General features: G+C 71.5%; 15 protein-coding genes. 7 read left to right on the top strand and 8 right to left on the bottom strand.

The annotated features are described in order from the left end of the window. Nucleotides 1-22 precede the first annotated feature (22 nt). The gene (locus OHT52_RS22490; protein ID WP_328721981.1) at nucleotides 23-1207 is read right to left on the bottom strand and encodes a helix-turn-helix domain-containing protein; all 1185 of its coding nucleotides are present in this window, start codon (nucleotides 1205-1207) and stop codon (nucleotides 23-25) included. A 132-nt stretch (nucleotides 1208-1339) separates the two neighbouring features. Between OHT52_RS22490 and OHT52_RS22495 the strand changes: the two genes are divergently transcribed. Both OHT52_RS22495 and OHT52_RS22500 read left to right on the top strand, forming a co-directional pair. Beyond that, on the top strand, nucleotides 1340-1882 hold the full coding sequence (locus tag OHT52_RS22495) for a flavoprotein (protein ID WP_328721982.1): 543 nt from the start codon (nucleotides 1340-1342) through the stop codon (nucleotides 1880-1882). A gap of 9 nt (nucleotides 1883-1891) precedes the next feature. Further along, complete coding sequence (locus tag OHT52_RS22500; protein WP_328721983.1) at nucleotides 1892-2071, top strand: hypothetical protein; 180 nt, start codon at nucleotides 1892-1894, stop codon at nucleotides 2069-2071. A gap of 91 nt (nucleotides 2072-2162) precedes the next feature. Here the strand turns inward: OHT52_RS22500 and OHT52_RS22505 are convergent, their stop codons facing one another. Next, the gene (locus OHT52_RS22505) at nucleotides 2163-2735 is read right to left on the bottom strand and encodes an excalibur calcium-binding domain-containing protein (RefSeq protein WP_328721984.1); all 573 of its coding nucleotides are present in this window, start codon (nucleotides 2733-2735) and stop codon (nucleotides 2163-2165) included. 197 nt (nucleotides 2736-2932) lie between these two features. Between OHT52_RS22505 and OHT52_RS22510 the strand changes: the two genes are divergently transcribed. The 3 genes from OHT52_RS22510 to OHT52_RS22525 all read left to right on the top strand — a co-directional run bounded on the left by OHT52_RS22510 (nucleotide 2933) and on the right by OHT52_RS22525 (nucleotide 4231). Further along, complete coding sequence (locus tag OHT52_RS22510) at nucleotides 2933-3148, top strand: hypothetical protein (RefSeq protein ID WP_328721985.1); 216 nt, start codon at nucleotides 2933-2935, stop codon at nucleotides 3146-3148. A 4-nt stretch (nucleotides 3149-3152) separates the two neighbouring features. Beyond that, nucleotides 3153-3497 carry a hypothetical protein gene (locus OHT52_RS22515; RefSeq protein WP_328721986.1) on the top strand — a complete coding sequence of 115 codons (345 nt, stop codon included), beginning with the start codon at nucleotides 3153-3155 and terminating at the stop codon, nucleotides 3495-3497. A 497-nt stretch (nucleotides 3498-3994) separates the two neighbouring features. After that, on the top strand, nucleotides 3995-4231 hold the full coding sequence (locus OHT52_RS22525) for a DUF2277 domain-containing protein (RefSeq protein WP_328721987.1): 237 nt from the start codon (nucleotides 3995-3997) through the stop codon (nucleotides 4229-4231). A 79-nt stretch (nucleotides 4232-4310) separates the two neighbouring features. Here the strand turns inward: OHT52_RS22525 and OHT52_RS22530 are convergent, their stop codons facing one another. The 5 genes from OHT52_RS22530 to OHT52_RS22550 form a co-directional block, all read right to left on the bottom strand. Further along, nucleotides 4311-5003 carry a DedA family protein gene (locus OHT52_RS22530; RefSeq protein ID WP_328721988.1) on the bottom strand — a complete coding sequence of 231 codons (693 nt, stop codon included), beginning with the start codon at nucleotides 5001-5003 and terminating at the stop codon, nucleotides 4311-4313. Nucleotides 5004-5324: 321 nt separating this feature from the next. Then, complete coding sequence (locus OHT52_RS22535; RefSeq protein ID WP_328721989.1) at nucleotides 5325-7205, bottom strand: alkaline phosphatase D family protein; 1881 nt, start codon at nucleotides 7203-7205, stop codon at nucleotides 5325-5327. A 177-nt stretch (nucleotides 7206-7382) separates the two neighbouring features. Continuing rightward, nucleotides 7383-8027 (bottom strand): HNH endonuclease family protein, encoded by a 645-nt coding sequence (locus OHT52_RS22540; RefSeq protein WP_328721990.1) that lies wholly within the window; start codon nucleotides 8025-8027, stop codon nucleotides 7383-7385. A 457-nt stretch (nucleotides 8028-8484) separates the two neighbouring features. After that, entirely contained in the window at nucleotides 8485-9150 is a 666-nt protein-coding gene (locus OHT52_RS22545; protein ID WP_328721991.1) for an HAD-IA family hydrolase, read from the bottom strand. Between the two features lie 236 nt (nucleotides 9151-9386). Next, nucleotides 9387-10607 (bottom strand): peptidoglycan-binding domain-containing protein, encoded by a 1221-nt coding sequence (locus tag OHT52_RS22550; protein ID WP_328721992.1) that lies wholly within the window; start codon nucleotides 10605-10607, stop codon nucleotides 9387-9389. A 138-nt stretch (nucleotides 10608-10745) separates the two neighbouring features. On the opposite strand from OHT52_RS22550, the gene OHT52_RS22555 reads away from it, so the two are divergent. Continuing rightward, nucleotides 10746-12812 (top strand): MDR family MFS transporter, encoded by a 2067-nt coding sequence (locus OHT52_RS22555; RefSeq protein ID WP_328721993.1) that lies wholly within the window; start codon nucleotides 10746-10748, stop codon nucleotides 12810-12812. Between the two features lie 493 nt (nucleotides 12813-13305). Here OHT52_RS22555 and OHT52_RS22560 read toward each other — a convergent pair whose 3' ends face one another. Continuing rightward, nucleotides 13306-16548, bottom strand: coding sequence for an AfsR/SARP family transcriptional regulator (locus OHT52_RS22560; protein WP_328721994.1), 3243 nt, complete (start codon nucleotides 16546-16548; stop codon nucleotides 13306-13308). A gap of 180 nt (nucleotides 16549-16728) precedes the next feature. Here OHT52_RS22560 and OHT52_RS22565 point away from each other — a divergent pair, with 180 nt between their 5' ends. Next, nucleotides 16729-18846: a tetratricopeptide repeat protein gene (locus OHT52_RS22565; protein WP_328721995.1), complete on the top strand. Its 2118-nt coding sequence runs from the start codon at nucleotides 16729-16731 to the stop codon at nucleotides 18844-18846. Nucleotides 18847-18900 lie beyond the last annotated feature (54 nt).

Consider the following 18900-nt stretch of genomic DNA (forward strand, 5'->3'; position numbering starts at 1 on the left):
ACGGCTGCGAACTCCGGTGCCATCACAGGCCGATCCAGGTGGCCATGTGGCCCAGCGAGTCCGGGGTACGGCGCGAGAGGTGCACCAAGCCCTTGATCGTCTCCCGGGCTCCCGGGTGGTAGCGGGTCTGCTCCGGGGCGGCGTGCCGGGCGTCGGCCAGGGAGCCGAGGGCCGCTTCGGTGTGACCGGTCTCCATCTCGCAGCGGGCCCGGTCGATGAGGAAGTGCGCGCGCCGCGAGGTGGCGAGCCCGGCCGGCAGCTTGATCCCGTGGGCCTGGACCAGGGCGTCGTCGTACTGCCGCATCTCGATCGCCGCCGACATGCGGTGCATCGCCACATTGGTCGGGCCGAAGGAGAGCCAGTGGATCCGGGTCACCTCGCCCGTACGCTCGGCGCAGCGGGTGGCTTCCGCGATGTGGTCGTCCACCAGGGTCTGCTGCTCCGCGCGCGCGGCGATCACCGAGGCTCCGAGGTGGAGTTGGCCCCGTACGGCGAGTGACTCCCGGTCCTTCCCGGCGCAGGACACGAGCTCGTGTCCCGAGGTGATGAGCCGCTGGCCGATCCGGTACTCGCCCTCCCGGAAGTACACCAGCGCCCGCATGTACTGGCGGATCGCCGACAGGCACGGGTCGGAGGCGCGCCGGGCCGCCCAGTCCATCCGGTCCAGCGCCACCGCGGACAGGTCGTAATAGCCGAGCTTCACGCTCACGTCGTGCGCCGTACGGTACGTGGAGGCCAGCGCCTGCCACAGCTCCGACGAGCCGGACCGCCAGGCGGCGGTGGTCAGTTCGGTGATGGTCGTCGGCAACAGCCGTGCCGCGTTGCGCAGATGCGTGGCCCGGACCAGTACGCAGAGGTGCTGCGCGGCCTCGATCAGTTGCCCGGGGGAACGTTCCGGAATCGTTTCGTCGGCGCCCAGGTCGTACAGGTCCAGCGCTTCGCGGATGGGCCTTATCAATTCGGTCAGCCGGTCCTGCTGGAGCTCGGTGACGTACGGCTGACCCGTCAGCACCGACACGTCGATCCGCAACACCTGGGCGACCGCCGCCACGAAGTCGAGGTTGGCCGGTTTGGCGCCGCACTCGACCTGGTTCAGCAGGCTGTACGAGTAGGGCAGTCGCGCGGCCAGTTGACGTTGCGTCAACCGGGCAAGCCTGCGCTGCTCCTTGATGCGGGTGCCGGTGTGCTCGCCGACCTGGCTGGGCATGCGTTCTCCGTTTCTACACGAGTCACCGGGAAGGTACCCGCGCCCGCTGTGGACGCGGGGGTCATAGGCCTCGATACCACTCGTTCCGGGGGCGGTTGCATCCGGCGGCGAGTGCGGGGTGGTATGGGCCGCATGACGACTCTGTACGTGTTCTGTTCTGCTGCCCCTCCGGTCTTCGACGTATTACGTGTAGTGAGAAATGCGCAGGCGCGCGGGTGGGATGTCTGTCTGGGCCTCACGCCGACGGCCGCGCGGTGGCTGGCGCCCCAACTGCCCGCGCTGGAGAAGGCGACCGGACGCCCGGTGCGATCCGAGTACAAGATGCCCGGTGATCCGGACGTCTGGCCCCCGGCGGATGTGATTCTCGTCGCGCCGGTCACGTTCAACACGCTCAACCAATGGGCGCTCGGCGTCACTTCGACCTTCGTCGTCGGCGTGGTCGCCGAGGGCATCGGCAAGGACGTACCGATCGTGGCCATGCCCTGCGCAAACGCCGCCTACGTGCGGCATCCGCAGTTCGGGAGGTCCCTGGAGACCCTCCGCGAGGCGGGCGTGAACGTGCTCTTCGGACCCGGCGGATTCGAGCCCAACCGGCCGGGAGAGGGGAGACCCGAGGCCTTTCCGTGGAGTCTGGCGCTCGACGCCGTGGACTCGGTTGTCAGTTCGGCGCCGTAATCTGTACGCATGTCCACTTTTCCTCCGGCGCCTGCTCCCGTGCGCTCACCTGACGCGGTGAACGCGGACATCCGCGCACTGTGGCAGTGTTCGGGCGGACGGCTGTCGCCGGAGGGCGAAGCGAGGTATCAACGCCTGCTGGTCGAATGGGCGTCCGCGATGCACGCCGGCATGGCGGAGGCGGCCTGACCGGCGGCGCCCCGCCTTCCCGGTCCTGCCGCCTCCGTTCCGTCCCCCGCCCCCCGTCGCCTCCCCGGACGACTCGCGGGCGTGGCCCGGCTCACTCGCAGGCGACCCCGTCGCCGTCGCGGTCCAGGTGGGCGCCGAAGCCGGGTTCTCCCCGGTGGATGGGGTTCGCCCCGGCGGCGCGGACGGCCGAGCAGTTCGCGTAGTACGTCGTGGTGTCGACGGGCGCGCTGTCGGCACCGTCGTCGGTCCCGGCGTCGGTCGCGGCGTCGCCCGTGCCCGACGTGCGCGAAGTGCCGCTCCCCGTGCCTTCTTCGGAGTCGGCTCCGGAACCGTCTCCGGAGCCGGCCGCCGCCGGCTCCGAGGCGACCGTCACCGTCAGGGTCTCGGTGACCGTCGGCGCGGGCTTCGGCGTCGAGGTCACGGTGACGGTGGCCGTCCTGGTGACCGTCACGGTCGGAACCGGCCTCGCCTTGGACGCGTTCTGGGCGTCGCGCTCTCCCGGAGCCGGATCGCCCGATGCCCCGATTCCGACACCGACGAAGAACAGCAGGCCGGCAGCGGGGAAGAGGACCCGCTTCCGGGTCCACTTGGGGCGCGCGCCCGGGGCGGGCGACGGCCGCGTGTACGGGTCGGTGCCCGGAGGGACGGGCGGCTGGAAGGACATGGGCGAACCCCTTGGGCGAGTGCTCGACGGTCGGTGGAAGCCCGAACGTAGCCGTGGGCGCGGACCGCTCGGAGCCGTATCCTCCGTCGGTGGTGAAGCCGTGACCGTACGGTGAACGGGGCGGTACGCGGCGTTCGAGGCGGTGAGCCGAAGGCTGCCGGGATGCGCGCCCGGCGAGCGCGGGGCACCGTGGACGCATGGCTGTTCATCCGCCCGTGATCGTCGCTCCGCCGTCGTCGAACGGCGCGCGGAGAGTGACGGTGCACGGGCGGATCGTGGGACTGGCCCACGGGCGGGGAGAGGTGGCCGCGCTTCTCCGCACGGCGGGACTCGTACCGGACGGAGAGGAAGCCGACCTCGATCAGCCCGACCTGATCGAGTGGCGAGGCGGAGACCTCGACACCTGGAGGTGAGCCCGTGAAGTTCCACCGCACCCCGCGGGCGCGGACCTCGATCGAGCCGCCTCCCGGCTACTACACCCCGCACGCCACCCCGCCCGACGACACACAGCGCAGCCTGATCCTCGACTGGGCCGTCACCCAGCGGATCGCCGACGGCTGGCGGGTGGAATCGCGGTCCGCCGCACAGGCCGTCGTCGTCCACGGACAGCCCGCCAACCACGTGCTGCACGCCTTGCTGACCATGTTCACCTGCTCCCTCTGGGGCCCGGTCTGGCTCGTGCTGGCCCTGGTCAACAAGGTCGAGAGGGCCGTTCTGACCGTGGACGCGCAGGGGCACATCGTCACCGTCGCCGCGCCCTGAACCGGCTCACCGGCCCCGTCGCCGCGCCCTGTGCCGGCACGCAGGCCACGCCCCGCCATGCCTTGGACCGGCACGCCATGCCTTGGACCGGCACGCCATGCCTTGGACCGGCACGCCATGCCTTGGACCGGCACGCCATGCCTTGGACCGGCACACCGGTCCGGTGGCCCGGATGACGAAGGAGTGCCCATGACGCAGTCGGCATCCACCCCCGATGGGCCGGGGGAGACGTGGGAGAGGCCGGACGGGACGGCGGGACCGGGGCGCGCCGGTGGGGTCGGAGGCCGGCCGGGCGGGGGTGGGAAGGGACCGGACCAGGGCGGCCACTGGGCCGCGGCGGGAAAGCTGTTCGCGGGCGTGCTGCTGCTCGTGGACGGTGTCCTCGGCATCCTCAAGGGGATCTCGGGCATCGCCAGCGTGGCCGTGGTCGCCGTCGCGGAACCGGCGCTCCTGCCTGCGGTGGGGCTCTTGTCAGTGGTGGGGGTCACACTGGAGTCATGTGCCGCAGTATCAAGACGCTCCGCCCGCCGGCCATCCCCGAGGAGGCCACCGAGGAGGACATGAGAGCCGCCGCCCTGCAGTTCGTACGCAAGGTGTCCGGCTTCCGTGCCCCCGCCGCGCACAACCAGGAGGTGTTCGACCGGGCCGTGGACGAGATCACGGCCGCCACGCATCGGCTTCTCGACGGCCTGGAGGTGCGGGGCGCCCACGACCACACGGCCGCGCACGACTGACCGACGCCCCCGGCGGTTCGCGCCCTCAGGGCCTCCGCCCAGCCCCCGCAGCGGCCTCTGCCCAGGGCCGGCGGACTGCTCAGGGAGCGGGGGTGAGGACGGTCGGGGCCGGGGCCGCCGCTGCGGCTGCCTCGGCGAGGGCCTGCTGCGCGGCGGCCGCGGGGCGGCGCATCACGAACGCGGCCAGACCGCCCGCGACGAAGAGCGCGAGTACGGAGATGGCGGTGCCGAACCAGGTGGCACCCAGCCACTGGCCGCCGAAGTAGCCCAGTCCGACGCTGTAACCGGCCCAGGCGACACCCGCCACGGCCGACCAGGGCAGGAACTCCTTCGCCTTGCGGTGTGCGGCGCCCGCCCCCAGAGAGACCACGGACCGGCCCGCCGGGGCGAACCGCGCGATCACGACGAGCGCGCCGCCGCCGCGGTTGAGCGCCGCGCCGAGACGTTCTTGCGCCGAGGTGAGACGACGGGAACGGGCGATGGCCCGGTCCAGCCGTTCGCCGCCCCGCCAGGCGAGGCGGTACGCGACCAGGTCGCCGAGGACCGAGGCCGCGGCGGCGCTCAGCGCGAGGAAGAGCAGGGAGGGCACCGCGTGGGTCGCCGCTCCGGGAGCTCCCGCGACCGTCGTGGATCCCGCTGCCGCGGCGGTGGCCGCGGTGATCACCAGGACACCGCTGGGCAGGACGGGGAGGAACACGTCCAGGAGCACCGAGAGGCCCACCACCAGGTAGACCCATGGGCTGCTGGTCAGCGCACCCACACTCTCAAACACGTCCTACTCCCCGGTTCGTATCAACGCCGCGACGTCGCAGGGGAGCGGCAGGAGCGGCAGGGCCAGCAGTACAGCGTACGCCTGCGGTTCATCCGTGAGTCGCCGGGGGAGGGCGGGTGTTGTGCAGCTCACGTGCACCGGCGAAAGGGTGCTGCCACGACTTCTGGGAGTACGCGCACGGGAGCCGGGGACCGCCGGGGGACACGGCGGGCCCGGGACGGTCGGGTCAGGTGCCGGACACGGCGGACCGGCCTGCCGCCCCCGCGCCCAGGGGCGGCACAGAGCCCCGGATTGGAAGATTCCGGGGATGGTCGAAAGGGACTACAACCCCTCGGTCAGCGAGCGGTCCATGACGGTTTCGAGCCGGACACCATCCGGAGAGGCAACGTTCCTGCCGGATTCACCCGTCGCTCCGGATTCCCCCGTCGCTCCGGTTCCTCCGGTCGCCCCGACCCCCGTCGTCCCGGCCCCCGTCGTCCCTGCCGCTCCTGTCGTCCCTGCCGTGCCGGTCCTCGCCGCCGCAGCCCCCGTCTCCGCGGATTTCCCCGCCCTCCTCGCCCGCGCCAGTTCCAGCCGCGCGCTCCGGCCGTTCAGGGTGAGCGTCATCAACTGGTTCCCGAACCAGGGGCCGCCCGTCCGGCGCCACCGCACCGGCGGTCCGGCACAGCGCCCGTGGCGGGCCAGCAGGGAGCCCAGCCACCTTCCGGCCCCGCTCCAGCCGAACCGGAAGCCCACCCTCATCAGGGCGGGGATCGAGTTGTGGACGGGCGAGCAGGTCAGCTGGAACACCCGGGACACCGGTTCCTCCCCGGCCCACCGGGGCTCGGCGACGTACGCGTGGTGGACGTCGCCGGAGAGCACGCACACGGTCGCCGGGGCGCCCGGACCGCCTCCCGCCTCCCGCACCAGCTCCGTCAGCTCCCGGAACGATTCGGGGAACGCGGCCCAGTGCTCCAGGTCCGCCGCGCGGCGGAGCTTCTCCCCGAACCGGGCCCAGCGGCCGTCCGGCCCGCCCCGCGCGCCCCGGCAGAGCGCGGCGTCCCACGCCTCCGCGTCGTGGATCAGCGGCGGGAGCAGCCAGGGCAGCGAGGTCCCGATGAGGAGGTGGTCGTACGAACCGGGCGCGTCCAGCGCCGCCTCGCGGACCCACCGCGCCTCACCGGGGTCGAGCATCGCGCGGTTCTGTTCGCCGAGGACCCGGGCGGCGCGGCTGTCGACCACGAGGACCCGGACCCGTCCGAAGTCGCGCCGGTAGCTCCAGCGCACCCCGGCGGGGTCCGCGTCGGCGGTGGCCGCGAACCGGCGCAGCGTCTCGGTGCCGTCCGGGACGGAACGTATCTGCGCGTAGAGGGGGTCGGTGTCCAGTTCGGCGGGGGAGAGGTTGCCGAGGTGCTGGTAGACCCAGTACGACATCAGGCCGCTGACGATCCGCTCGTGCCACCAGGAGGTGGCCCGCATGTCCGCCTGCCACGACTCGCTGGTGTTCCAGTCGTCGACGACGTCGTGGTCGTCGAAGATCATGCAGCTGGGGACGGTGGAGAGCAGCCAGCGCACCTCGGGGTCGCGCCAGGACTCGTCGTAGAGGTGGGTGTACTCCTCGTAGTCCGCGACCTCCGCCCCCGGCGGTTCCTTCGGATCGCGCCGCTTGGCGATCCGGCGCCGGGTGGCCTCGGAGGTCTCGTCCGCGTAGATCTGGTCGCCGAGGAGCAGCAGGACGTCCGGGCGTACCGCGGTGGGGTCGGCGGCCAGCCGGGAGGCGAGGGCGTCGAGCGCGTCAGGGCCGATGGGGTCCTTGCCCGGCGGGCGCAGCGGGGAGCCCGGCGCGAAGGGGCTGCCACCCCCGGGCGGAGCGGCCCAGCGGCACGAGCCGAAGGCGACGCGCAGCGGGACCCGCGACGCCTCGGCGGCGGGCGCCGGGGCGGTGATCGTGCTGGGCGGGAACGGTGAGCCGGCGGGCGGCCATACGCACCGGTCGCCGATCAGCACCTCGTACGGGGTGGTCGTGCCGGGCGTCAGCCCGGACACCACGACCAGGGCGTAGTGGTGGCCGGTCACGGCGAACGTCGGTGAACTGCCGGACGCCCCGTCCGCGCAGCGCACCGTGACGGTGCACGGCCGGTCGGCCTCGACCCAGACGGTCGCGGTGGTGCCGGACGTGTGGTCCACGTACCGAAGCAGCGGTCCCAGCCGGAGCCCGGCCATCTGTGCCCTCCTCGCGCCGTCGCGGACGGATCTTCTCCGTACGGTACGGAACGGGGAGGCGGTACGGAACGGGGAGGCGGTACGGATGCGGGCGGCGTGCTCCGGACGGTGGTGCGGTACGGGTGGTGGGCGCGGGCGGGCCGGCCCCGGTCGGGCGGACGGCCCGCGCCCGGCGGGTCAGCAGCCGTTGAGGGTCGTCGTCAGCGCGGTCTTCTCCGCGGAGTCGATGGTGAGCTTGTAGTAGTACTTCACCTGCACCCAGGCCCGCACGTAGGTGCAGACGTAAGCGGCGCGGGACGGGAGCCAGTTGGCGGGGTCCTTGTCGCTCTTGGACTGGTTGACGTTGTCCGTCACGGCGATCAGCTGGGGGCGCGTCAGGTCGTTGGCGAACGCCTGGCGCTGGGCGGTCGTCCAGCCGCTGGCGCCCGAACGCCAGGCCTCGGCCAGCGGAACCATGTGGTCGATGTCGACGTCGGAGGCGGCGGTCCAGGTCGCGCCGTCGTACGGCGAGTACCAACTGCCGCTCGTGGCCGAACAACTGGTGTTCGTGACGACTGAGCTGCCGTCGCGCTTCAGCACGGTCTCGCGGGTGTCGCAGGCGCCGGACTGGGTGATCCAGTGCGGGAACAGGTCACGGCTGTAACCGCTGGTCGAGCCCGCCGCCGCGACCGTCAACTGGCCCAGGTACGTGCGGGCGGTGGCCGCGCTGACCGGAGTCGGCATGGCCGCTTGGGCGGAGGGGGCGGTGAGCAGCGCGGTGGTGGCGGCGAGCGCGGCGGAGGCGGCTACGACGGCTATGCGACGCGCGTAGAACTTGGACATGCGAACTCCTCTGATGTGGGGGTGCGTTGGCCGGGCTGCTCGGGATGGAGCCCGGTCATCGTCGCGGCGCCAGGTTTCTGTGGGGTGGGCACCAGGTAACAGCGTGGCGACATGAGCACGTCACATCAAGAGGTCGGGCAAGGGAACTGGCGTGCCATCAAGGGCCCGTGCGGGTGGCCCGGGTGGTCCGGCGGGGGATCCTGCCGTCCGGGTACGCCGAAAAGCCCGCCGGGGTGCCATGGGCACCCCGGCGGGCTTAGGGTCGGTGGGGCTCACGCCCCGGTGGGGGTCACGCCCCGGTGGGGGTCGGGGCCCGATACGGGTCCTCAGGGCTGTCCCGCAATTCCTGGTGGGTGCGCGACGACGGCTACGGCGCCTCGCCGCGTTGTCGGGATCGCACGCACCGGAGGCCGCGGGACCCGCCCCCGGGCGGACGGCGCTACTTCCGCAACACGCTTCAGCGGCCTTCGCGGATGTGCAGTCTCAGCGAGCCGTCGGCGAGGCTCTCCACGCGGACCTGGGTGAGGTCGTCGACGTGGGCGTCCGGGGAGAGGGCCGCCGCACGCGGGCCCACGCCCACGACACGCATGCCGGCTGCCCGGCCGGCGGCGATTCCCGCCTCGGAGTCCTCGAAGACGACACAGTCGGTGGGGGCGAAACCGAGCTCGGCCGCGCCCTTGAGGAACCCCTCCGGGTCCGGCTTGCTGGCGCCGACGCTTTCGGCGGTGACGCGGACCACGGGCATCGGCAGCGAGGCCGCCGCCATCCTGGTCCCGGCGAGAGCCGAGTCGGCGGAGGTCACCAAGGCGTGCGGGAGGCCGGCGATCGCGGCCATGAACGCCGGGGCGCCGCCGATCGGTACGACGCCGTCGGTGTCGGCGGTCTCCTCGGCCAGCATCACGCGGTTGTCCGCGTGGTTCTCCTCCATGGGGCGGTCCGGGAGGAGGATCGCCATCGTGGCGTAGCCCTGCCGCCCGTGGACGACCTTCAGGGCGGCCTCCGGGTCGAGCCCGTGCCGCACGGCCCAGCGGCGCCAGCAGCGCTCCACGACGGCGTCGGAGTTGACCAGGGTTCCGTCCATGTCGAGGAGGAGGGCACGGGCGGCGAGAACGGTGGCCTGCATGAGCGAGCTCCAGAGCACGTGAAGTGCGTAGGGGACGCGTGCGCCACGGGCGCGAACACGTGCGGCGCACGAAGAACAAGAGCAGCCCCGCCCGCCGGTCAGGGAGTGCGGGCGAAGCCACTTTGTTCCATCACGATACAAAAACCTGCCCGGGAATGCCAATCCCCGGGACCGGGCCACCGCCCCCGCCGGGGCACCGCGGGGCCCGGCGGGGGCCCGCCCGGCCCGGGGATCGGTCAGTGCCTGCTCTTCCCGGACGTCGCCGCCTCCAGCGCGCTCCGGGTGTGGGGCCCGTACACGCCCGAAGGGTCGCCCTGGATGCCGTGCACCGCCTGGTACGTCGATACGGCCATCCGGACCCGGTCCCCGTAGGTGGAGTCGATCGGGCCGAAGTAGACCCGTGCCTCCCGCAGCCGGTTCTGGAGTTCGGCGACCTCCGATCCCGAGTCGCCTTTCTGCAGGGTGCCGCCGGTCAGGGTTGCGGTCGTGGCCGAGGGCGAAGGGTCGACCGGCGGTGCGGAGGTCGGATTGCTCGGCGTTGGCGACTGCATCCCGGCCGAAGCGGTCGGCGCCGCGCTCGCGCCGGCCGAGGGGGACGCCGAGGCGGTGGTGGCCGACGCGGAAGGAGAGGCCGACGCCGTCGTGGCGGAGGGCGAGGCCGTGGCAGAGGCGGACGCGGAGGGGGACGGGTCCGCCGGGGCGTCCGTCGCCCCGGCGGTCGAGTCCGCAACGCTCGTCGTGGCCTCCGGCGCGTTCTCCTGCCGGGCGGCCTCGTCCCCGTCGAAGACGCCACCGAGGACCGAGGCGGTCCCGACCATCACGACCACGGCCGCCGCCACTCCCAGCGCGGCGAACGGGCGCTTACGGCGGGGCTGGACGGGGTCGGGCCTGTCCGCCCTGCCCCCGCCCGCCGCGCCGGATCCGGACCCGGGGGCGGGGGCGGCCGGGGGCATCGGGCCGGCATGCCGCGCAGAGCCGCGCGCCCCCGGGGGCACCGCCGGCAGCCGCATCGTCGCGTCGGCGGCCGCAGGCCCGCCCGTACCCCCGGCACCTCCGGTGCCTCCGGTGCCGCCAGTGCCTCCGGTGTCATGGGTGCCTTCCGGGAGAGGCGCCCCGGCGGGCGCGGCGGTCCCGGTGGGCGCACCGGCCGCAGCTTCCACGCTCACCGTCGCGACGGCCACGGTCCCCGCCTCCGCTCCGGCGTCCCGCGCCGACCCCTCGGCGTTCGGCAGCGTCACGTACGGCCTGATCCGCAACGGGTCGAAGTCCTCGGCCGCAGCGATCTCGGCGGCCTTTCCGGCCTTCCCGGTGGCCTTTCCGGTGGTGTCCCCCGCCGGTGCCGGTGCTGCTCCTGTGCCTGCGACGGCGCATCCGCAAGCGGGTGTCGCGCCCGGCCCGGGTACCGGCGGTCTGTCGTCGCGCGGGCCGCCGCAGTTCGGGCACGTCTGTCCCGTCATCGTGGGTCCCCTCCCCTTGAATTGTCTTGGATTATGCAGTGCGCCGAGCGCGCGTTCGACGCGGTGTCACCGCTCAGCAGGCCATAAGCGGACATAGAGGTAAGGATGGTGTGTACCTGGAGATCCGAGGAGACACCCATGGCCCAGCAGTCGACTCCGCCGCTCGCGCCCGGGGAAGGGCGGTCCACGCGGACGATTCTGGTGGCCATCGGCGCGCTGCTGCTCGGCATGCTGCTCGCCGCACTCGACCAGACGATCGTCTCCACGGCACTCCCCACGATCGTCAGTGAGCTCGGCGGGCTGGAGCACCTGTCGTGGGTGGTCACCGCCTACATGCTGGCGGCGACGGCGGCCACCCCGCTCTGGGGCAAGCTCGGCGACCAGTACGGACGCAAAAAGCTCTTCCAGACCGCCATCGTCATCTTCCTGATCGGCTCCGCCCTCTGCGGCCTCGCGCAGAACATGCCGGAGCTGATCGGCTTCCGTGCTCTGCAGGGACTCGGCGGCGGCGGGCTGATGGTGCTCTCGATGGCCATCGTCGGCGACATCGTGCCGCCCCGGGAACGCGGCAAGTACCAGGGCCTGTTCGGAGCCGTCTTCGGCGTCACCAGTGTGCTCGGCCCGCTGTTGGGTGGCCTCTTCACCCAACATCTCTCCTGGCGCTGGGTGTTCTACATCAACCTCCCGATCGGCGTCGTCGCGCTGGGCGTCATCGCCGCCGTGCTGCACATCCCGGTCAGGCGGACCAAGCACACCATCGACTACCTCGGTACCTTCCTCATCGCCGCCGTCGCGACCTGCCTCGTTCTGGTGGCCTCCCTGGGCGGAACGACCTGGGACTGGGGCTCCGCGCAGATCATCGGGCTGGCCGTCCTCGCCGTAGTGCTGCTGATCGTCTTCGTGGCCGTCGAACGGCGCGCCGCCGAACCCGTTCTGCCCCTGAAACTCTTCCGGATCAGGACCTTCAGCCTCGTCGCCCTCATCAGCTTCGTCATCGGATTCGCCATGTTCGGCGCGATGACCTACCTCCCGACGTTCCTGCAGGTGGTGAAGGGCATCACCCCGACGATGTCCGGCGTGCACATGCTGCCGATGGTGCTGGGGCTGCTGCTCACCTCGACCGGCTCCGGGCAGATCGTCAGCCGCACCGGCCGCTGGAAGGTGTTCCCACTCCTTGGCACCGCCATCACCGCGATCGGACTGCTGCTCCTGCACCGGCTCGACGTGCACAGCTCGACCTGGGAGATGAGCGCCTACTTCTTCGTCTTCGGCGCCGGCCTCGGTCTGGTGATGCAGGTTCTGGTGCTGGTCGTGCAGAACGCCGTCCCCTACGAGGACCTGGGCGTCGCCACTTCCGGCGCCACGTTCTTCCGGTCCATCGGTGCCTCCTTCGGGGTCGCCATCTTCGGCACCATCTTCACCAGCCTGCTCAACGACCGGCTCGCGGACGCGCTCGCCGGCCGGGCGCTGCCACCGGGCGTCGACGCCGGAGGGCTGGCCGCCGACCCCCGCGCCATCGGGCAGCTCCCCGCCGACCTCCGGCCCGCCGTCCTCGACGCGTTCGCGACCTCCATCACCGACGTGTTCCTCTACGCGGCCCCGGTCGTGCTGATCGCGTTCGTCGTCGCGTGGTTCCTCAGGGAGGACAAGCTGCGCGGCTCGGTGACCGCACCCGACACCACCGAGACCCTGGCCTCGAACCCGGTCGAACGCTCCTCCTACGACGAATGCGCCCGCGCCCTCTCCGTCCTCGCCACCCGCGAGGGGCGCCGCGAGATCTACGAGAAGATCACCGCCCGCGCCGGGTACGACCTGCTGCCCGCCGCCAGCTGGCTGCTGCTGCGCATCAAGCGGCACGGGGCGGTCGAGCCCGCCCGGCTCGCCGGTGTCACCCCGCTGCCGCTGAAGGTCATCATCGACGCTTCCCGGCAACTGGAGGAACGCGGACTCGCCCGCCGTGACGGCGTACAGCTGGTGCTCACCGAGCCGGGCGCGGAAGCGGTCGTCCGGCTCTCCCGGGCCCGGGAGGACTCCCTCGCCGAGATGCTGGGCGACTGGTGGGGACCGGACCGCCCGACCGATCTGGTCGCCCTGGTGTCCGAGCTGACCGCCGAGGTCAGCGGCTCCAGGAAGGAGCAGCCCCACCTGCCCGAGGCACCCCGGGACCACCAGGCCGAACCGCACCACCCGGGCCCGGGGGCCTGACCGCCGACGGTCCCGGCAACTGACCGTCGGCGCGGCCGGTGCCCTGCTCGCTCACGAGCAGGCGCGTTCGGCCCGGGGGGTGCCGCGGCGGAGCGGGTTTCGCCGACCGCCGCTCACCTCCTGACAGGAATGGCCAGGTGCTTCGGATACCGGGACGGGTCTGATGTCCATTCGCTCATGCGCCCCGGCCATCCTCGGTGGCTACGCTGCGCCCGAAATGGACAAAAGACTCCATATCATGATGAAGCCGTTCTCCAGATTCAAATTCGGGGATGCTGCGGCGGCGACGCCGGTCGTCATTCCAGTTGTCAAAACGGTCAAAATGGCGAGGGCTATGACCGAGGTTTTGCACACGTGCGATGGTCCTTCCGGGGGTTTGTGATCTTCGAGGCCCCGAAAGTAACAGAAGGCGGGAGGGGTGGCCAATTTTTTGCATATGCCACATGGGTATTCCGCGACGTGCCTAAATTTCATCCACCGTGAAATGGTTCCGTTACTTCCCGCCGGAAGCCTGTTCGATTTCATTCATGCGGCTATTGATGCGATCCGCGCCGATCGGGTCTCTGGTCCGGACCAGTTTGAATGCCTGCAGCAATTCTGCGCGCGCTTCGTCGGGATCTCCGGCGGCGAGTCGAATCTCGGCAAGCAGTGTCCGCGCGGAGGTTTCTGCCTCCACGTTGTGCGTGCGGGCCGCGACGGTTGCCGCAGATCGCAGCCGGTCCGTCGCGGCGGCCATGCGGCCGGCGGCGAAGTCCGCGCGTCCGAGGCGGTGCAGGGCTTGGACCTCGTGGTCGGCCGCTCCTATGTCCTGGGCGATCGTCAGTGCCTCCAGGAGGTGTCGACCGGCCTCCTCGGCGTTCCCCAGGCGCCAGTGCGCCTCGGCGATTCCCAGTAAGGCCTCGGCCTGGCTTTTCCGGTCGCCGAGTGACCGAAACTCCGAAAGCGTTGCCTCGAACATGGCGAGGGCTGCTTCTGGCTCGTCGGAGCTTGTAAGGACCTCGGCCAGATTCATGCGCACGGTCGCGCGGTCGTATCGACTGCCGTCGACTTCCAGGTAGGATAGGGATTCCTCGAACGAGTGACGGGCGGATGTCAGCTCGCCTGCCCGCATTTGTAGTTCGCCCATGTTGTTGAGGGTCTGGCCGGAGGCGATTTTGTCGGATACATTCCGGAATCCTGTCAGCGCCTCACGAAACTGGATGAGTGCCTGATCGCGCTCTCCGAGGAAGTGCATGGCCACAGCGATGTTGTTTCGGCTTCGTGCTCTGTCCCAGGTGTCACCCGTACGCGACGTGATGGCGAAGGATTCCTGAAGCAGAGTGAGAGCCCTGCGATTCTCGCCGAGGTGCCAGTTCAGGGTGCCGAGGACGCGCAGCGCCTCCGCCTCGAAGGGAGCGTCGCCCAGTGCGCGGGTGAGTCCGAGCGCTCGCTCGGCCGCTGCCGCGGCCTCCGCGTAGTCCCCGATGCTCGCGTCCGCCGCGCTGAGGTCGATCAAGGCCCGACTGAGCGCCGATGGGTCGTCGTTCGTCCGGTCCCAGTGGGCGACGGCGTGTCCCAGGAGCTTCTTGGCGTCCTGCCAGTGGCACTCCGATTGCAGGAACCCGGCCAGGACGCCGGTGAGCCGGGCGGCCGCCTCGGGGTCGCCGTCGCTGCGGGCGTGGTCTTCGACGGCGAGGAGGTTGGCGCGTTCCGCGATCAGCCAGGACCGTGCGGTGGCGGAGTCCCACGCAGGGGGTGGAGGCGCCGGCGCCTGGGGTTGCGGTGGGCTCGGGCGGACGCGCCGGGGGTATGCCGTCCGATCCGCGAGATCGGCCGTCGTGGTGTAGAGAGCCGTGAGGCGGCCGAGGGCCTGGCGGCGTTCAGGCTCGGCGTCCTCCGCCAGGGAAAGGCCGTAGGCGTATTCGCGGAGCAGGTCGTGGTAGCGGTAGCGGTCCGGCACGGGCTCCCTGAGAAGGTGACACGCCAACAGGCCCTCGAGTAATCGCTCGGTCGTGTCCTGCGGCATACCTAGGAGCGCGGAGGCCGCGTCGGCGGTGAACTCGGCGCCGGGGTGCAGTCCCAGGCGGCGGAACGCGGTCCGTTGCTGCGCGGTGAGCGTCCGGTAGGAGAGAGCGAACGCCCGTGCCATCTCCTGTTCCTGATCCGCGCTGTGGATCTCTGTCAGCCGCCCGTGGCTCCGGGCGAGACGCTCGGCGAGGACGGTCAGCGTCCAGGAGGTACGCGCACGGAACCTGTGTGCCACCAACTCGATCGCCAGGGGCAGATATCCGCACAGCCGCACGATCCGGGCTGTCTCCGTGGTGTCCTGGGCCCGCTCTTCCCCTGCGAAGCGGCGGAAGAGCGCGATGGCGTCCTCCTCGGGCAGCGCGTCGATCGGAACCGACAGTGCTTGGGGGATACCTGTCAGATGCCGACGGCTGGCGATGATCGTCAGGGACGGTGAACCGCTCGGCAGCAGTGGGCCGACCTGCTCGGGTCCGGTCGCGTCGTCCAGAACGATGACCACCCGGCGCTCGGCCAGCATGGTCCGCCACAGGGCCGTCCGCCCCTCCAGTTCCGCCGGAATGGAGAACGCGGGCGCACCGAGCAGCCTCAGCAGCGTGGCGAGCGCCGCCCTCGCGGTGAGCGGCTCCTGGGTGGGGGAGTGCCCGTGCAGGTCGATGTACAGCTGGCCGTCCGGGTACCTGTCGGCGAGCAGGTGGGCGCCGGCGACGGCCAGCGCGGTCTTGCCGACCCCCGCCATGCCACTGACGGCTTCCACGGTGACGACCGATCCGTCGGGCCCACCCTTCTCGGCGATCATCGAGGTGAGGGCCTGCAACTCCGGCCGGCGCCCGACGAGCGACGGCTGCTGGGGCAGATTCCGGGGCGGCGGCATGCCGACCGGTGGCCCGGCGGTCCCGGGTGGCTCCGGCGGGCTTGTGGTGGGAGTGCTCACGACGGGTCCGAGGGAACGGGAGGTTCGCCCGGCGTCGCCCCCGCAGGCCAGTTCTCCTGCCGGTACGCGCGCCAGGACGCCCCGGTGGATCGCATTCAACTCGGCCCCGGGGACGGCTCCGTACTCCGCCATCAGCGACTGCCGGGCCCGTTGGTGGACCCGGAGTGCGTCGGTGTACCGTCCGCTGCCGTAGTACGCGAGCATCAACTGCCCGATCAGGGTCTCGTCTCCTGGATGCCGCGCGACCAACGCGGTCAGTTCCGCGACCTGTTCGGAGAAATGCCCGAGCCTCAGGCCGGTCGCGATCCGCGACACGGTGGCGTTCAGCCGCGACTCATCGAGCGCCCGCCGTACGGTGGCCGCCCAGAACCCGGGCAGCCCCGCCAGCGCCTCGCCCTGCCACAACTGCTCCGCGCGAGCCAGCAGGTCGACCGCCTTCGCGCCGCCGGCGCAGGTGGACGCGGCCTCGACGAGGTTCTGGAAGCGTCGGAGGTCCACGGTGTCGCGCGTGGTGTGCAGGGTGTAAGTGTGCGCTCTTGCGGTGATGGTCGGCGCGTCCGGTCCGGCTCCGACCGGCTGCAGCCGCTTGCGGAGACGCGACACGTAGGTGTGCGTGTTCTCGCGGGCGCGCTTCGGTGTGTCGCCGTCCCAGAGGCGTTCCACCAGCTCACTCAACGCCACGGGACGTCCCGCCTCCAGAGCGAGCGCGGCGAGCAGCAGCCGTTCCTTGTCCGATCCGAGCGTCAGCCAGTGCCCGTTCAGCCGCAGCCCCACCGGTCCGAGAATCTGGATTTCCACCAGCGCCCCCGCTGGTCCGTCGAATGGCTCATGAGCATGGCATCGGGCGGGGAATTCCGCCATACACCGCTGCCGCCTTGGCGTGATCCGGACGCCTTCTCGATGGTCGTTCCCGGCCGTGTCGGGGTAGAACGCGAAAGAGGCCGGGCCATGGGCAAATCTATCTCCGGGGGCGGATGGATGAATGATCGAATTGCGGATGCGCAGGGACCTCACGGGAATGAGATCGGCGGTGGGGCGAGACTGTACGGTCCCACCGTGCAGGCCCGTGAGGTGCATGGCGGCATACATGTCCACTCCGCGCCGGCGGCACCCGCCAGGCCTGCGAGGCCGCGCCAACTGTTGCCCGTCCCGGCGAACTTCACCGACAGGAAGGGTGATCTCGCGGCGCTGGACGATCTACGTGCCGACGGATTGTCGCTGATCGTCGTCAGCGGTCCGGCCGGAATCGGCAAGACGACCCTCGTGTCCAAATGGCTGCGTTCGCTGAGCAGTGAATTCCCGGACGGACAGTTGTACGCGGATCTGCGCGGGCATTCGGCGGACGAGCCGGTGAGACCCGTGGAGATACTGGGCCAGTTCCTCCGGACGATGGGCGCGGGACCGACTCCGGTGGACCCGGTCGAACTGGCCTCCCTGTGGCGGTCCCTCACGGCCGACCGGCGCATCGCGATCATGTTGGACAACTCGTTCACGGCCGCCCAGATACGGCCGCTGCTGCTCGGCGGCCCGGGCGGCCTGGTCGTCGTCACGAGTCGCCGCAGGCTGACCGGTCTGCGCATGCAGGGAGCGGGCTTCCACCAGCTGGAGGCGCTCGGTCCCTCCGCCGGTGTCGAACTGCTCACCCGGGGGATCGGGGCGGAGCGTGTCGCGGAGGAACTCCCCTCGGCGCACCGCCTGGTGGCCCTCTGCGCGGGTCTTCCGCTCGCGGTCTGCCTGGCGTCCGCGCGGCTCGCGACACGGCCCAGGCAGTCGGTCGGGGCGTTCGCGGACGCCTTGGACCGGAACACGGGCGGTGGCCGGCTGGCCGCGCTCGAAGTGGAAGGGGAGACCTCGGTGCGCAAGGCTTTGGACGCGTCGTACGCCGTACTGAGTGGCGGGGCCGCGCGTCTCTACAGAACTCTCGGCTTGCTTCCCGTGCACACCTTCGACGCGATGATCGCCGCAGCGACCTGCGGGGAGTCCCTGGAGTGGGCGGAGCGCCGGCTGGACGAGCTGGTCGAGGCGAATCTCGTGGAGGACGTCGGCCCGGACACGTGCCGCTTGCACGACCTCCTACGGATCCACGCGCACGACCGAGCCATGGAGGACGACACCGATGCCGCCCGCGAGGAGGCGCTGCGGCGGTTCTGCGACTGGTGCCTCCGTACGGCCACCGCGGCTCAGGAGCTTCTGACGCCGGTGCAGTTCACGCTTCCCAGGATCTACGCGTACCCGCCCCGTCTTCCTCCGCCGTTCGCCGACGAGGTCGCGGCGCTCGGCTGGCTCGACTCCCGTCGGACGCAACTGCTGGACGCCGTGAGGCTTGCGGCGGGCAGAGGCTGGTACGACACCGCGTGGATGCTCGTGGATGCCCTGTGGCCACTCTTTCTGCGGCTGCGCCACTACGCCGACTGGATCGAGGCCCACGAGATCGGCCTGAGCGCTGCCCGGCAGGCGGGGAACAGGACGGCCGAACGCCAGATGCTCAACTCCGGGGCCATCGGCCTGAGCGCCGCGGGGCGCACCGGGGAGGCCATCGCCTGGTACCAGGACTCGCTCCTGGCCGCACGCGAAGCAGCTGACCCGCGGGACGAGGGGCAGGCGCTGCTGGGCCTCGGCGCCTGCCACCGCGAGGCCGGACGGTACGACGAGGCCGAGACCCACCTGAGGCGGGCGATCTCCGTCTGGGAGGACTGCGGATATCCGCGAGGCGCGGCCCTCGCCCGTACCACCCTGGGCGAGATCGCACTCGCGACGGGCGCCGTGGACGAGGCGGTCGAGTGCTTCGCCCGGGCCCATGCCGCGATGGTGGCGGCGAACGACCCCCACGACGCCGCGCGCGCCCTCGTGTTCCTCGGGCGTGCCGACGTCCGGACGGGGGCGTACGAGCAGGGCGTGGCGCGGATGAACGAGGCTCTGGCGGTCTTCACCGGCTCCGGCGCGGTCTTCTGGCAGGCACGCACCCTGGAGATGCTGGGCGTCAGCGCGGCGGAGCACGGTTGCGGGACGGCGGCAGACGGCTTCCTCGCACGAGCCCTTGCCCTGTTCGAGACCACGAGCCCTGCCGACGCACGTCGGCTCGGCGGGGGCGGGTGACCCGCTCGTGCGGGAGAACCGTTCGTTCGCGGAACAGCCCTCGACCTGTGACCA

Source organism: Streptomyces sp. NBC_00247, from assembly GCF_036188265.1.
Classification (GTDB): domain Bacteria; phylum Actinomycetota; class Actinomycetes; order Streptomycetales; family Streptomycetaceae; genus Streptomyces.

Coding starts and splice junctions, on each gene's coding strand:
- OHT52_RS22535 (WP_328721989.1), bottom strand. CDS start 7,205: ATGGCCGGGCTCCGGCTGGGACCGCTGCTTCGGTACGTGGACCACACG.
- OHT52_RS22525 (WP_328721987.1), top strand. CDS start 3,995: ATGTGCCGCAGTATCAAGACGCTCCGCCCGCCGGCCATCCCCGAGGAG.
- OHT52_RS22495 (WP_328721982.1), top strand. CDS start 1,340: ATGACGACTCTGTACGTGTTCTGTTCTGCTGCCCCTCCGGTCTTCGAC.
- OHT52_RS22540 (WP_328721990.1), bottom strand. CDS start 8,027: ATGTCCAAGTTCTACGCGCGTCGCATAGCCGTCGTAGCCGCCTCCGCC.
- OHT52_RS22555 (WP_328721993.1), top strand. CDS start 10,746: ATGGCCCAGCAGTCGACTCCGCCGCTCGCGCCCGGGGAAGGGCGGTCC.
- OHT52_RS22545 (WP_328721991.1), bottom strand. CDS start 9,150: ATGCAGGCCACCGTTCTCGCCGCCCGTGCCCTCCTCCTCGACATGGAC.
- OHT52_RS22565 (WP_328721995.1), top strand. CDS start 16,729: ATGAATGATCGAATTGCGGATGCGCAGGGACCTCACGGGAATGAGATC.
- OHT52_RS22510 (WP_328721985.1), top strand. CDS start 2,933: ATGGCTGTTCATCCGCCCGTGATCGTCGCTCCGCCGTCGTCGAACGGC.
- OHT52_RS22500 (WP_328721983.1), top strand. CDS start 1,892: ATGTCCACTTTTCCTCCGGCGCCTGCTCCCGTGCGCTCACCTGACGCG.
- OHT52_RS22490 (WP_328721981.1), bottom strand. CDS start 1,207: ATGCCCAGCCAGGTCGGCGAGCACACCGGCACCCGCATCAAGGAGCAG.
- OHT52_RS22550 (WP_328721992.1), bottom strand. CDS start 10,607: ATGACGGGACAGACGTGCCCGAACTGCGGCGGCCCGCGCGACGACAGA.
- OHT52_RS22505 (WP_328721984.1), bottom strand. CDS start 2,735: ATGTCCTTCCAGCCGCCCGTCCCTCCGGGCACCGACCCGTACACGCGG.